10 protein-coding genes are annotated in these 13,617 nt (G+C 68.6%); 6 read left to right on the top strand and 4 right to left on the bottom strand.

Annotated elements, in window-relative coordinates; all coding sequences use genetic code 11:
- Positions 1–4: 4 nt before the first annotated feature.
- The 3 genes from E9536_RS24880 to E9536_RS24865 all read left to right on the top strand — a co-directional run bounded on the left by E9536_RS24880 (position 5) and on the right by E9536_RS24865 (position 2,604).
- Positions 5–190, top strand: coding sequence for a DUF6726 family protein (locus tag E9536_RS24880; protein ID WP_027786814.1), 186 nt, complete (start codon positions 5–7; stop codon positions 188–190).
- Between the two features lie 81 nt (positions 191–271).
- Entirely contained in the window at positions 272–652 is a 381-nt protein-coding gene (locus E9536_RS24875) for an MliC family protein (RefSeq protein WP_021161266.1), read from the top strand.
- A 395-nt stretch (positions 653–1,047) separates the two neighbouring features.
- Positions 1,048–2,604, top strand: coding sequence for a DEAD/DEAH box helicase (locus E9536_RS24865; protein WP_081066235.1), 1,557 nt, complete (start codon positions 1,048–1,050; stop codon positions 2,602–2,604).
- A 226-nt stretch (positions 2,605–2,830) separates the two neighbouring features.
- Here E9536_RS24865 and gluQRS read toward each other — a convergent pair whose 3' ends face one another.
- Together gluQRS and E9536_RS24855 are read right to left on the bottom strand one after the other, a co-directional pair.
- The gene (gene gluQRS, locus E9536_RS24860; RefSeq protein ID WP_136471044.1) at positions 2,831–3,724 is read right to left on the bottom strand and encodes a tRNA glutamyl-Q(34) synthetase GluQRS; all 894 of its coding nucleotides are present in this window, start codon (positions 3,722–3,724) and stop codon (positions 2,831–2,833) included.
- A 22-nt stretch (positions 3,725–3,746) separates the two neighbouring features.
- Positions 3,747–4,601: a sulfurtransferase gene (locus E9536_RS24855; RefSeq protein WP_027786818.1), complete on the bottom strand. Its 855-nt coding sequence runs from the start codon at positions 4,599–4,601 to the stop codon at positions 3,747–3,749.
- A 216-nt stretch (positions 4,602–4,817) separates the two neighbouring features.
- On the opposite strand from E9536_RS24855, the gene dnaE reads away from it, so the two are divergent.
- The 3 genes from dnaE (at position 4,818) to E9536_RS24840 (ending at position 11,122) form a co-directional block, all read left to right on the top strand.
- On the top strand, positions 4,818–8,351 hold the full coding sequence (dnaE, locus tag E9536_RS24850) for a DNA polymerase III subunit alpha (protein ID WP_027786819.1): 3,534 nt from the start codon (positions 4,818–4,820) through the stop codon (positions 8,349–8,351).
- Positions 8,352–8,657: 306 nt separating this feature from the next.
- Positions 8,658–9,746: a glycosyltransferase family 9 protein gene (locus tag E9536_RS24845; protein ID WP_060086003.1), complete on the top strand. Its 1,089-nt coding sequence runs from the start codon at positions 8,658–8,660 to the stop codon at positions 9,744–9,746.
- Between the two features lie 197 nt (positions 9,747–9,943).
- On the top strand, positions 9,944–11,122 hold the full coding sequence (locus tag E9536_RS24840; protein ID WP_060172958.1) for a glycosyltransferase family 9 protein: 1,179 nt from the start codon (positions 9,944–9,946) through the stop codon (positions 11,120–11,122).
- Positions 11,123–11,277: 155 nt separating this feature from the next.
- On the opposite strand, the gene E9536_RS24835 is transcribed toward E9536_RS24840, so the two are convergent.
- Together E9536_RS24835 and E9536_RS24830 are read right to left on the bottom strand one after the other, a co-directional pair.
- Positions 11,278–12,558, bottom strand: coding sequence for an O-antigen ligase family protein (locus E9536_RS24835; RefSeq protein WP_027786822.1), 1,281 nt, complete (start codon positions 12,556–12,558; stop codon positions 11,278–11,280).
- Positions 12,559–12,692: 134 nt separating this feature from the next.
- A complete protein-coding gene (locus E9536_RS24830; RefSeq protein ID WP_027786823.1) occupies positions 12,693–13,535 on the bottom strand; it encodes a glycosyltransferase in 843 nt (280 codons plus the stop codon).
- Between the last annotated feature and the right edge of the window lie 82 nt (positions 13,536–13,617).

Raw genomic sequence — 13,617 nt, 5'->3', positions numbered from 1 at the left:
GACGATGACGCCAAGGTGGCTGCGTATCGGAAAGCTGGGTGCCGCACTGGCGCTGGTCGCGAGTCTCGCGGGTTGCGGCGTCGCGGCCGCACCGTGCCGGGTGGCGTCGGCCGGGCTCAAGATCGTGCCGCTCGTCGGCCATCTCGCGGCCGCGCCGACCGACGCGTGTGCCGACGTCATCGATCCCTGATCACGCTATACGACGCGATCGCCAACAATAATTGCGCGCCCCGCGAGGGCGCGTTTCCACCCGTCTCGTGAGAGGACCTGCATGATTCGCCAAACGCTCGCCGCGCTCGCGCTCGCCGGCACCGCCGTTTCCGTCGCGCATGCCGCGCAACTGACCGTCGAAGAGATCGACGCCGATTCGCGCCAGTTCGCCGTCTACCAGTGCGCGAACCAGAAACAGCCCGTGCGCGTGTCGTACTGGCTCGCGGGCAACGGCCAGAGCTTCGCGCTCGTGCCGGTCAACGGGAAGCAGATGCTGTTCGTCGACACCGTGTCGGCGTCCGGCGCGCGCTACCAGGCCGGCCGCTATACGTGGTGGACGAAGGGCAAGGAAGCGACGCTGCGCGACGAGATCGCCGACCAGAATGCGCCGCCGCTGCTGGGCGACTGCGTCCAGGTCGAGAAGAAAAAGAAGAAGGGCTGAGCGACGGGCGGGAACGTGGATCGTGCCTGGCGGTGGCAGCCGGCGGCAGGCTCCCTGGTGTGACTGTCCGGCGCGCGGGCCGGCGGCGGACGATCCGCCAAGACGATCCGGAATCTGACCCCTGAAATTATCCGTCGACCGATCGGGATAGCCCGATCGGGGCATTCGTCGACCGCGCGGGCCTGCCCGGGCCCGTCGCGCGTACCGCCGTTGGGGCCGTTCGCGGCGTTGTCACGGACAGATGGCTGCGCAGTGCTACAATACGCCCCTTTCCGCCGGCATTCGCGCCGAACGGAGTCCGCACGGCCTGGCGTCCAGCGTTCGCATTGAACCGGTCCCAAGCGCCAGAGCGGCGCCGCGCGGCGCGCCGCGGCTCCGTCTATTTCCGAATTGTGATGAGCGCAGGCCCGGCTGGCCTGACGCACGATGTCCCCGCCGCGCCTTTTGAGCGAAACGCCACCATGTCCGATTCTGTCGCCAAGCCCGTCGACGCAACCTTCGATCAATTCGGCCTTGCCGCCGATATCCTGAAAGCCATTGCGGAGCAGGGCTATACGACGCCGACGCCGATCCAGGCGCAGGCCATTCCGGTCGTGCTCGCCGGCCGCGACGTCATGGGCGCCGCGCAAACGGGCACCGGCAAGACCGCGAGCTTCTCGCTGCCGATCATCCAGCGGTTGCTGCCGCAGGCCAACACGAGCGCGTCACCGGCGCGCCACCCGGTGCGCGCGCTGATCCTCACGCCGACCCGCGAACTCGCCGACCAGGTCGCCGCGAACGTGCACGCGTATGCGAAGCACACGCCGCTGCGCAGCGCGGTCGTGTTCGGCGGCGTCGACATGAACCCGCAGATGGCCGAACTGCGCCGCGGCGTCGAGATCCTGATCGCGACGCCGGGCCGCCTGCTCGACCACGTGCAGCAAAAGACGGCGAATCTCGGCCAGGTGCAGATCCTCGTGCTCGACGAAGCCGACCGGATGCTCGACATGGGCTTCCTGCCCGATCTGCAGCGCATCCTGAACCTGCTGCCGAAGGAACGTCAGACGCTGCTGTTCTCGGCCACTTTCTCGCCGGAAATCAAGAAGCTCGCGTCGACCTACCTGCGCAACCCGCAGACGATCGAAGTCGCGCGCAGCAACTCGACGAACGCGAACGTCACGCAGATCGTCTACGACGTCGCCGAAGGCGACAAGCAGGCGGCCGTCGTGCAGCTGTTGCGCGATCGCGGGCTCAAGCAGGTGATCGTGTTCTGCAACAGCAAGATCGGCGCAAGCCGGCTGGCGCGCAATCTCGAGCGCGACGGCGTGGTCGCGTCGGCGATCCACGGCGACAAGACGCAGATCGAGCGGATGCAGGCGCTCGACGCGTTCAAGCGCGGCGAGATCGAGGCGCTGGTTGCGACCGACGTGGCCGCGCGCGGCCTCGACATCGCCGAGTTGCCCGCCGTGATCAACTTCGACCTGCCGTTCAGCGCGGAAGACTACGTGCACCGGATCGGGCGTACCGGCCGTGCGGGTGCGACGGGTGACGCGCTGTCGCTGTGCAGCCCGAACGAGCGCAAGCAGCTCGCCGATATCGAGAAGCTGATCAAGCGTCCGCTCGAAATGCAGACGCTCACGCTCGACAAGCCGGCGCGCCATCGTCACGACGAGCGCGGCAACGACCGCGGCGGCGATCGCAACAGCGAGCGCGGCGGCGAACGGGGCGGCCGTCGCGAACGCGACGAACATCGCGGTGCGTCGGGACGCCGCCCGGGCAGCTCCGAGCGCGGTCATCACCGTCGCCACGAAGCGCCGGTCGACGATTTCTTCCTGAAGCCGTACGAGCCGTCGGCGCCCGCGAAGCAGCGGGACGACGCGCAGCCTGCGCAGCAGCCCGAGAAGAAGGGGCCGAAGCGTCAGGTCGCCGCGCTGCTCGGCGGGTTCGGGATGCCGCGCAAGCCGTCGGCGTAAGCCTGGCGGATGCGACGGCGCGGCGCGCGAGCGCTGCGGGAAAAGCGGGTGCATGCGATGAGCATGTGCCCGTTTTTCATTGGGGGCTCGGTTCGATGGTGGAGCGGAAGAGGGCGCTTGGCGCCGGCGGAGAGCGATGCAAGCGGCACCCGGCGGGCGCGCGATCGGCACGAAACCGGCACGAAACCGGCGCGAAACCGGCGCGAAACCGGCGCGAAACCGCGCGTCAGCCGGCCTGCGGCCCGAAGCGCGTCGCCCACGCGGCCGTTGCGGCTGCGTAGAACGCATCGAGAGTCGTGCCTGCGAGCGCGCCGTCCGGCGCGAGGCCCAGATGCGCGGCCGCAGCCTGCAGTGCCGGCAGCGGATCGTCGCGTTCGAGCGCGGTCGCGCCCGTCTGCTTGCTGAGCTTTTCGCCGTTCGCGTCGACCACCACGGGCACGTGCAGGTATCGCGGGGTCGGCACGCCGAGGCAGTGCTGCAGGTAGATCTGGCGCGCGGTCGAGTCGAGCAGGTCGGCGCCCCGCACGACGTGCGTGATGCCTGCATCGGCATCGTCGACGACGACCGCGAGCTGATACGCCCATTGCCCGTCCGCGCGTTTCAGCACGAAATCGCCGACTTCGGTCGCGAGGTTCTGCGTTTGCGCGTGCTGCCAGCGATCGTCGAACGTGACGATCGCGGCGGCGCCGTCTGGCACGCGCAGCCGCCACGCGCGCGCGGGCTTGCCGTGCAGGCCGGTGCGGCAGGTGCCCGGATAGGCGAGCGTCGTGTGGCGCTCGTGCGCGGCGCGCAGCGAATCGGCGATTTCCTTGCGCGTGCAGCCGCACGGATAGACGAGCCCGGCCGAGACGAGCCGTTCGAGCGCGGCCGTATAGGCTGCGTCGCGGGTGCTTTGCCAGACGGGCGGCTCGTCGGGCGTCATGCCGAAATGCGCGAGCGTCGCGAGGATGTCGTCGGCCGCGCCGGGGACCGTGCGCGGGCCGTCGAGATCCTCGATGCGCACGAGCCATGCGCCGCCGTGCGCGCGCGCGTCGAGCCAGCTCGCGAGCGCGCCGACCAGCGAGCCGAAGTGCAGCGGGCCGGTGGGCGACGGCGCAAAGCGGCCGCGATAGGCGCTCATCGGGGCGCGGGGCGGCGCGCGGTCAGGCTGCGCTGGCTGCCGGTGCGCAGGCCGGGCACGACTGGCCGGGCACGTAGCTCGGCGACTGTTGCGCTTCCGGCGTGACGACCGCGCGGCACGCGAAGCACGTGACGTTCTCGGTGGGCTGGAGTTGCGGATTCAGCGCGGTGCGGTAGTCGAACACGAAGCAGTCGCCGTGATAGTGCGCGCCGCCGACTTCCTCGAAGTATTTCAGGATCCCGCCTTCGAGCTGGTACACGTTCTCGATGCCGATGTCCTTCATGTGGATCGCGGCCTTCTCGCAGCGGATGCCGCCCGTGCAGAACGACACGACCGTCTTGCCTTCGAGGTCGGCGCGGTTCGCGTCGATCACTTCCGGGAATTCGCTGAACTTGTCGATCCGGTAGTCGAGTGCGTTGTCGAACGTGCCGACGTCGACTTCGAATGCATTGCGCGTGTCGAGCATCACGACCGGGCGGCCCGTGTCGTCGTGGCCGCGGTCGAGCCACGTCTTCAGCGTGCGCGCGTCGACGAACGGCGCGCGGCCGAGTTCCGGCTTGATCGCCGGTTTCTTCATCGTGATGATCTCGCGCTTCAGGCGCACGAGCATCCGGCGGAACGGCTGCGAATCGGACAGGCTTTCCTTGAACTGCAGCGACGCGAACTTGCCCTCGAACAGCGGATCGTGACGGATGTACGCGATGAATGCGTCGGCGGCGTCACGCGTGCCGGCGATGAACAGGTTGATGCCTTCCGGCGCGAGCAGGATCGTGCCGCGCAGGCCGAGTTCGTTGCAGCGGGCGGTGACGAGCGGGCGCCATTGCTCGGTCGCGTCGAGCGACACGAAGTGGTAGGCGGCGAGGTTGACGATGGTCATGATGGTCCGACGGGAAAACGGCCGCACGGCGGCCCGCAAAAAAGGGTGCGAAGCCGGGGCGTTGATTCGAAAAACCGTATTATCCCGCAAACGGCGCGGGCATCGGTACCTGGCCGATCGGCCAACCGCGCGACGCGTCGCCGCGAGCATCGGCCGAACGGCCAAAGCGGGCATTTTTTGGGCAGCCTGCGCGGCGGGGCGGCTACAATAGCGCCCATGTCAGATCCCCGCTTCGTCCATCTTCGCGTTCACTCCGAATTCTCGATTGCCGACGGCATCGTGCGCATTGACGACATCGTCAAGGCGGCGGCCGCGGACGGTCAGGGCGCGCTCGCGCTCACCGATCTCGGCAACGCATTCGGTCTCGTCCGTTTCTACCAGGAAGCCCGCGGCAAGGGCATCAAGCCGATCGCCGGCTGCGACGTCTGGATCGCCAATCCCGACGACCGCGACAAGCCGTCGCGGCTGCTGCTGCTCGTCAAGGACAAGGTCGGCTACCTGAATCTCTGCGAGCTGCTGTCGAAGGCGTGGCTCACGAACCAGTACCGCGGTCGTGCGGAACTCGACGCGAGCTGGCTCGACGGCGAGCTCGCGCAGGGGCTCCTCGCGCTGTCGGGCGCGCAACAGGGCGATATCGGGCTCGCGTTTGCCGCGGGCAACGAAGAAGCCGCGCGCCGTCACGCCGAGCGCTGGGCGAAGGTGTTCCCGGGCGGCTTCTACATCGAGCTGCAGCGTTACGGCCAGCCGGGCGCCGAGGCGTACATCCAGCAGGCCGCAACGCTCGCCGCGGCGCTGAAGCTGCCGGTCGTCGCGACGCACCCGACGCAGTTCATGACCGACGACGATTTCACCGCGCACGAAGCGCGCGTGTGTATCTCGGAAGGCGACATCCTCGCGAATCCGCGGCGCCAGAAGCGTTTCACGACCGACCAGTATTTCCGCACGCAGGACGACATGGCCGCGCTGTTCGCCGACCTGCCGTCGGCGATCGCGAACACGGTCGAGATCGCGAAGCGCTGCAACCTGAAGCTCGAGCTCGGCAAGCCGAAGCTGCCGCTGTTCCCGACGCCGGACGGCATGTCGCTCGACGACTACCTCGTCCAGCTGTCGAAGGAAGGGCTCGAGACGCGTCTCGCGCAGCTGTATCCGGCCGAAGCCGAACGCGACGCGCAGCGCGACACGTACTACAAGCGCCTCGAATTCGAATGCGGGACCATCACGAAGATGGGCTTTCCCGGCTACTTCCTGATCGTCGCGGACTTCATCAACTGGGCGAAGAACAACGGCGTGCCGGTCGGCCCGGGCCGCGGCTCGGGCGCCGGTTCGCTGGTCGCGTACGCGCTCGGCATTACCGATCTCGACCCGCTGCGCTACAACCTGCTGTTCGAGCGTTTCCTGAACCCGGAACGCGTGTCGATGCCCGACTTCGACATCGACTTCTGCCAGCACGGCCGCGATCGCGTGATCCAGTACGTGAAGGAAAAATACGGCGCGGACGCCGTATCGCAGATCGCCACCTTCGGCACGATGGCCGCGAAAGCGGCCGTGCGCGACATCGGCCGCGTGCTCGACCTCGGCTACATGTTCACCGACGGCATCGCGAAGCTGATCCCGTTCAAGCCGGGCAAGCACGTGACGATCGCCGACGCGATGAAGGAGGAGCCGCAGCTTCAGGAGCGCTACGACCACGAGGACGAAGTGCACCAGCTGCTCGACCTCGCGCAGCGCGTCGAGGGCCTCACGCGTAACGTCGGGATGCACGCGGGCGGCGTGCTGATCGCGCCCGGCAAGCTGACCGATTTCTGCCCGCTGTACACGCAGGGCGACGACGGCGGCGTGGTCAGCCAGTACGACAAGGACGACGTCGAAGCCGTCGGCCTCGTGAAGTTCGACTTTCTGGGTCTCACGACGCTGACGATCCTCGACTGGGCCGAGCGCTACATCCGCCGCCTCGATCCGTCGAAGTCCGACTGGTCGCTCGCGCAGGTGCCGCTCGACGATCCCGCCTCGTTCCAGATCCTGAAGAAGGCCAACACGGTCGCCGTGTTCCAGCTGGAAAGCCGCGGGATGCAGGGCATGCTGAAGGATGCGCAGCCCGACCGCTTCGAGGACATCATCGCGCTCGTGTCGTTGTACCGTCCGGGCCCGATGGACCTGATCCCGAGCTTCTGCGCACGGAAGCACGGCCGCGAGAAGGTCGACTATCCGGATCCGCGCGTCGAACCCGTCCTGAAAGAGACCTACGGCATCATGGTCTATCAGGAGCAGGTGATGCAGATGGCGCAGATCATCGGCGGCTACTCGCTCGGCGGCGCGGACTTGCTGCGTCGCGCGATGGGCAAGAAGAAGCCCGAGGAGATGGCCAAGCATCGCGAGATCTTCGCCGAGGGTGCGGCGAAGAACGGCCTCACGCGCGAGAAGTCCGACGAGATCTTCGACTTGATGGAGAAGTTCGCGGGCTACGGCTTCAACAAGTCGCACGCGGCTGCCTACGCACTGCTCGCGTATCACACCGCGTGGCTGAAGGCGCACCATCCGGCCGAATTCATGGCGGCCAACATGACGCTCGCGATGGACGACACCGACAAGGTGAAGATCCTGTTCGACGATTGCATCGTGAACAACCTCGCCGTGCTGCCGCCCGACATCAACCAGTCGCATTACCGCTTCGAGCCGGTCGCGGAAGCCGACGGCAAGCGCTCGCGCACGATCCGCTACGGCCTCGGCGCCGTGAAGGGCAGCGGCCAGAACGCGATCGAGGAAATCCTGCGCGCCCGCGAGGAAAAGCCATTCACCGACCTGTTCGACTTCTGCGAGCGGATCGACAGGCGCGTCGTCAACCGCCGCACGGTCGAGGCGCTGATCCGCGCCGGCGCATTCGATTCGCTGAATACGAACCGCGCCCAGCTGATCGCGTCGGTGCCGCTGGCGATGGAAGCGGCCGACCAGGCCGAGGCGAACGCGATGCAGGCCGGCCTGTTCGACATGGGCGCCGAATCGCCGCACGCGCATGCGCTCGTCGACGAGCCCGCGTGGGACGACAAGCGCCGCCTGCAGGAAGAAAAGGGCGCGCTCGGCTTCTACCTGTCCGGCCACTTGTTCGACGCGTATCGCGACGAGGTGCGCCGCTTCGTGCGGCAGAAGGTCGGCGACCTGAAGGAAGGGCGCGACAAGCTCGTGGCCGGCATCATCGCTTCGCTGCGCACGCAGATGACCCAGCGGGGCAAGATGCTGATCGCGCTGCTCGACGACGGCTCGGGCCAGTGCGAGATCACGATCTTCAACGAGCAGTTCGAGGCGAACAAGGCGCTGTTCAAGGAAGACGAACTGCTGATCGTGCAGGGGCAGGCGCGCAACGATGCGTTCACGGGCGGCATCCGCTTCACGGCCGACACGGTGATGGATCTCGAACGCGCGCGCAGCCGTTATGCGCAGGCCGTGCGGCTGACGATGAACGGCAACGCCGACGCGGCCGCGCTGCGCCGCGTGCTCGAGCCGCACGTGTCGAAGGACGATCCCGCGGCCACGGCTGCGGTCGAGGCGCCTGCACCGCGCGGCGGCGGGCGCGACGGCGGCCGCCGTCCGCAGGCGCCGCTGCCCAACGGGCTCGCGGTGCAGGTTCACTACAGCAACGCGCGGGCTCAAGGCGAAATGCGCCTCGGCGACGCATGGCGCGTGAAGCCGAGCGACGTGCTGCTCGCGGAGCTGCGTGCGGCGTTCGACGGCAGCGTCGTCGAAATCACGTACTGACCGCGCTTCAGCCGTAGGCTGTCGCGCCACGCGGCCCGCCGCATCGCCATCGTGCGGTGCGGCGGGCCGTTTTGCATGTTCACGCAAGCGGGTCTTGGGCTGGCCATCCGGACGCTATACAATCCGGCGCTGGCCGCACGAACGCGGCGCCGATCGCCGCTCGTCCGGCGGGTGGCGCCGGTATCGCGCGCATGAACGGGGGCGGATCCGTGCGGCGAGCGGCAATATGCGACAAGGCCGTCCCGGAACCGGATGCGGGGAAATGGCCCGTCGCGACAACAATGAACTGACAGTCACCACATGACCATGGCCAATGGGAACCCGCCGCAGCGGATCCTCGTGATCCGGATCGATTTTTTGGGCGACATGCTGTGCACGACGGCGTTTCTCGGTGCGCTGAAGGAGCGCTGGCCCGGCGCGGAACTGCATGTGGTCGCGAACCGCTACAACGCGGCCGCGCTGGCCGGAAACCCTGACGTGGACATGATCCACACCTACGTGTACAGCCGCCAATGCGAACGCAACGACCGTCCCGGGCGGATGCGTGCGTTCTTCGACCGGCTGCGGCTCGTGCGTCGCCTGCGCCGCTTGCGGTTCGACCTCGTGGTCGTGCCGAACGGCGGCATGCATCGCAGCAGCATGCAGTTCGCGCGCCAGATCGGCGCGAAGGATTGCCGCTGGCACGATGCCGAGACCGAATTCGACGATCGCAAGCCCGAGCATGTCGCGCAGCGGCCGATGTGCCACGAGGCACTGTCGGGTTTCCGGCTCGTGCCCGAGCTCGGCCGCGCCGATCTCGACCGTCTCGAGTTGTCGGTCCATCCCGACCGCGCGCTGCAGGACGCGTGGCATCGGCTGCTCGGCGCGCGCACGAAGCCGCGGGTCGGGCTGTTCGTGACGAACAAGGCGGCCGAGCGGCGCTGGCCCGCGGATCGCTGGCACGACCTCGCCGAGCGCCTTGCGCCGAGCGTCGACGTGATCGTGTTTCGCGACCCGGCCGTGGGCCATGCGCCCGAGGACGACTCGTGGCGCGACGTGAGCGCCCGCCATGTCGCGCCTTCGTCGGTCGCCGAGCTGGTGGCGGCCGCGAGCCTGCTCGATGCGATCGTCTCGGCCGACAGCGCCCCCGTGCACCTCGCGTCGGCGCTCGGCGTGCCCGTCGCCGCGCTGTTCGAGGATCGTCCCGAGAAATACCTGCGCTGGCATCCGCTCGGTGTGCCGCACGTGATCCTGCGCGCCGGCGCGACCGTCGACGCGATCGGTGTCGACGCGGTCGAGCGCGCGGTGCGTCATCTGCTGCCGCAGGCCACCCATCGCGACGAACCGCTGGCCGACGCAGCCCGCCCGCGGCCGGCTGCCGCGGTTGCGGCGCCGGTGATCCTGGCGGCCTCGTAGCGTCACGGGCGTCACAAGCCTCCGCGTGCGGCACCGGCCCGGCACCGGCGCGCGGCGCGCGGTGCGCCTGCCGGGCATCCCTGCATGAGCAGGGCCGTATCAGGGCTGCCGCATGGCCGATTCGCCAGGCCGCGCCGGCTGCTGCAAAATCCTGTACATTGCCAGCCTTGTTCAGCCAGCCGGATACCCCAATCGCCGTGGCCCTGTTTTCTTCCGCCCGCCCGCCCAGAACCATCCTCGTGGCCGCGCCGCGCCGTATCGGCGACGTGCTGCTGACGACGCCGCTCGTCCGTTCGCTGAAGGCCCGTTGGCCGGATGCGCAGATCGACATGTTGGTGTTTCGCGGCACCGAAGGCGTGCTTGAGCACAATCCGGACGTGCGGCACGTGATCGTCGTCGCGCAGCGCGCGGGTTTCCGCGAGCGGTTGCGCGACGCGCTGTCGATGTGGCGCCGCTACGATCTTGCGTGCGCGGCGCTGAGCTCCGACCGGCCGCGCTTCTACAGCTGGTTCGCGGGCCGCAAGCGGGTGGGCCTCGTCGATCCGAACCGCGTGACGTGGCTCACGCGGATGATGCTGAACGGGATCGCGATCAATCATCACGAATCCGCGCATACGGTCGTCAGCACGCTGGCACTCGCGCCGGTGATCGGCATCGAGCCGGTGTCCGAGGTCGTCGCGCCCGGCATCGGCGACGATCCGGCACGGCGTGCGCGTTTCGACGCATGGCTCGCCGAGTCGCCGGCGATCCGCGCCGGCAAGCCGCTGGTCGTCCTGCATCCGTATCCGATGTTCCGTTACAAGCAGTGGCGGCTCGACGGCTGGGTCGAGATGATCGGCTGGCTGCGCGAGCACGGCTATGCGGTCGCGCTGTCGGGCGGCCCGGCCGACAGCGAGCGCGAGTATGCGGAGCAGGTCGCGGCCGAAGCGGGCGGCGACGTGCTGAACCTGGTCGGACGCCTGACGTTCGGCGAAAGCGCCGAACTCGTACGGCGCGCACGGCTCTTCATCGGGCCCGACACCGGCGCGACGCACGTCGCGGCCGCGACCGGCACCGACACGATCGCGCTGTTCGGTCCGTCCGACCCGGTGCGCTGGGGGCCGTGGCCGCAGCACTGGCCGGCGACCGAGAATCCGTGGCCGCTGCGCGGCTCGGGGCGGCACGGGAACGTGTGGCTGCTGCAGGGGGAGGGCGATTGCGTGCCGTGCCGGCACGAGGGCTGCGAGCGCAAGGTCGACAGCCGCAGCGACTGCCTCGTCAATCTCGGTGCGCAGCGCGTGAAGGCCGCAGCGGCCGAGATGCTCGGGCTGAATCCGCCGGGCCCGGCCGCGGTCGCCGTCGATACGTCACGGCTGCATCGCGCCGGCTCCGACTGACGCGCGGGCGGCGCACGCCGTTCTTTTTTGTCGTTCTGGATGGCCTGTTTCGCGACGGGCCGCACCGAACGCGCGCAGCCCGGTCGCTTCGACGGCGGGTGCCGCCGCCGCCGAAGTCGGTCGGCAGCACGGCGCAGGCCGCCGCGCGTTAAGCGTTACGCGCTGCGCCGGATCGCCGACGTCTCGCGCGGCAGCGCCTCGCCGCGCTCGCCGCAGCCGAGCAGGATACCGGCCAGCAGCACGATCAGGTGCCCTTCGGCGAAATCGAGCAGCAACGAATTGGCGAGACTGCCGATTGCGAAGATCGCGAGCCAGGCGAGCAGCAGATGCCGCGAGCGCGGGTCGAGCGCGCGGCTGCCGCGTGCGATCTGCACGATCAGGTTGATGAACAGCAGCAGGCCGAGCGTCCCGAGCTGCACGGCCATCAGCAGGTATTCGTTGTGCGGGTTCGATGTCAGCTGGCCTTCGGCGGCCGTCTTGCCGGCCGTGAGTTTCTCGAATTCGAATTCGAGGCCGCCCGCGCCATAGCCGATCAGCGGCCGCTGGCGATACAGTTCGAAGCCCTTCTTGTACCACTCGAGGCGCAGCCCGGTCGACGTCGCCGCATCGCTCTGCCGATACTGCTGCACTTCCGACACGACCTTGACGAGCCGGCCGTTGTGAACCGTGCAAGCCGCGACCACCAGCGCGATGCCGGCCAGGACGAACACCCCGGCGACGAGCCCCGCGCGCAGCGCCGACCGGCGGCGCAGCAACAGCACGAAACGCACCGCGACGACGAGGATCAGCAGCAGCGCGATGACTTGCCCGGTGCGCCCCTGCAGCATCACGAAGACGTTCACCAGCGACCACGCGGCGATGGCGGCGCAAGCGACGCGCGACAGCGTCGTGCGCGCCGACAGCGCGAAATCGGCGGCCTGGTAGAACAGCAGCGCGCCGAACATGCCGGCGGCGATGTGGTTCTTGAACACCCATGCGCGCGACAGCGGCAGCTGGGTCGCATGCGCGGGCCCGATCGCGGTCAGCCCGAGATAGTTGGTCGTCGACAGCAGCAGGATGACGCACAGCGTGGCGAACCAGCAGCGCTGCACGATCGGCGCCCAGTTCGAATGACGGAACGCGACCACGGCAAAAGGCAGCAGCAGCAGCTTGTCGTATTTGGCGACCCAGTTCCACGCCTTGGCGTGCGGCGCAACCGTATAAGTGACGCTGACGGCCAGCGCGGCGAGGATCAGCAGTGCCGCGAGCGAAGCCTGGTCGGTGACCAACGAGCGCAGGTCACGCCAGAATTCGGGGGAGATGACGAGCGCGGCGGCGAACAGCCCGCAGAAGACGTTGGTCAGCGCGGTCGAGACCGGCACCATGCAGAGCGCGGCAACGGCGAAGGCGCGGGCGGCGGTCAGGCGCCGCGTGGCGGGAGCGGAAAACGAAAGCATCGGAACCTGTCGAATGGACGAATGCGGCTTGCGGGCATCGTGCTGCGCGCCGCGCCCCCGGCGGGAGAGCCGGGACGAACGGCGCAGAGTATACGCGAAGCAGGGGGCGTTTCCGTGCTGTTTTCGGGGCCCGATCAGCTGAACGCGCGCTTGATCCGCGAGCGCAGCAGCGCGCGCTTCAGGCGTCCTTCGATGGCCGGCGTGTCGAGCGCGACGCGCGTGCCGGCCGGTTCGCCGCGATGCAGGTAGTAGCGGTCGAACGTCGCCTGGGTCATGCCCCATTTGTTGAGGAACTGGCGGCGCCCGTCGTTCTTGACGATCTTGCCCGTGCTTTTCTGCTGGAAGTGGTAGACGAGGCTGTCGCCGGCGCCGATGAAGATCCGGCAGCCGGCGTCCCAGAATTTCATCGAGAAATCGTTGTCGCTGCTCATGCCGGGCGACAGTTCGCTGCTGTAGCCGCCGATCCGGTTCCACCAGTCGCGGTGCACGAGCGTCGGCGGCCAGGTCGAGCCGAGCCAGTCCGCGCGCGCGAGCTTCGGGGCCGCCGCGACGAGGCCCGCCGCATCGAAATGCTCGGCGTCGCGGCCGAAATTGCTGACCACGACGCACGGGTTGCGCGTGTCGACCGGCTCGATCATCGTGCCCGACAGCATGAACAGGTCGGTCGGCATCTGTTCGATGCGGCGCACGAGCGCCGTGTCCCAGCCGGGGCAGCAGAACATGTCGTCGTTCATGTAGACGACGTAGTCGCGGGTCGCGCGCGCGGCGGCCCAGTTCACCGCGTGGCAGATGCCGATATTGGTCGGCGACGCGGTATGTTCGATGCCTTCGCTGCGCACCCAGTCGAGCGTGCCGTCGGAGCCGTCGTTCACGTGGACGATGATCTGGTGGTCGTACGCGGAGTGGCGGCGCAGGCTGTCGACGACGAGCTTGAGGTACGGCAGGTTGTTCCAGGTCGGAATGATGATGGAGAACATGGCGGTCGGATTCGGTGGTCGTCGTGGCGGGCGGCGCGCGGCGCCGCCTGTCGGGCGAGCGGGCACGCGCGGCGCGGGCAGC

It is taken from the genome of Burkholderia sp. LS-044, from assembly GCF_004803625.1.
Lineage (GTDB): Bacteria > Pseudomonadota > Gammaproteobacteria > Burkholderiales > Burkholderiaceae > Burkholderia > Burkholderia cepacia.
This window is presented reverse-complemented; position numbering and strand designations above follow the sequence as displayed.

Coding starts and splice junctions, on each gene's coding strand:
- E9536_RS24855 (WP_027786818.1), bottom strand. CDS start 4,601: ATGACCATCGTCAACCTCGCCGCCTACCACTTCGTGTCGCTCGACGCG.
- E9536_RS24835 (WP_027786822.1), bottom strand. CDS start 12,558: ATGCTTTCGTTTTCCGCTCCCGCCACGCGGCGCCTGACCGCCGCCCGC.
- E9536_RS24865 (WP_081066235.1), top strand. CDS start 1,048: ATGAGCGCAGGCCCGGCTGGCCTGACGCACGATGTCCCCGCCGCGCCT.
- gluQRS (WP_136471044.1), bottom strand. CDS start 3,724: ATGAGCGCCTATCGCGGCCGCTTTGCGCCGTCGCCCACCGGCCCGCTG.
- E9536_RS24845 (WP_060086003.1), top strand. CDS start 8,658: ATGGCCAATGGGAACCCGCCGCAGCGGATCCTCGTGATCCGGATCGAT.
- dnaE (WP_027786819.1), top strand. CDS start 4,818: ATGTCAGATCCCCGCTTCGTCCATCTTCGCGTTCACTCCGAATTCTCG.
- E9536_RS24830 (WP_027786823.1), bottom strand. CDS start 13,535: ATGTTCTCCATCATCATTCCGACCTGGAACAACCTGCCGTACCTCAAG.
- E9536_RS24880 (WP_027786814.1), top strand. CDS start 5: ATGACGCCAAGGTGGCTGCGTATCGGAAAGCTGGGTGCCGCACTGGCG.
- E9536_RS24875 (WP_021161266.1), top strand. CDS start 272: ATGATTCGCCAAACGCTCGCCGCGCTCGCGCTCGCCGGCACCGCCGTT.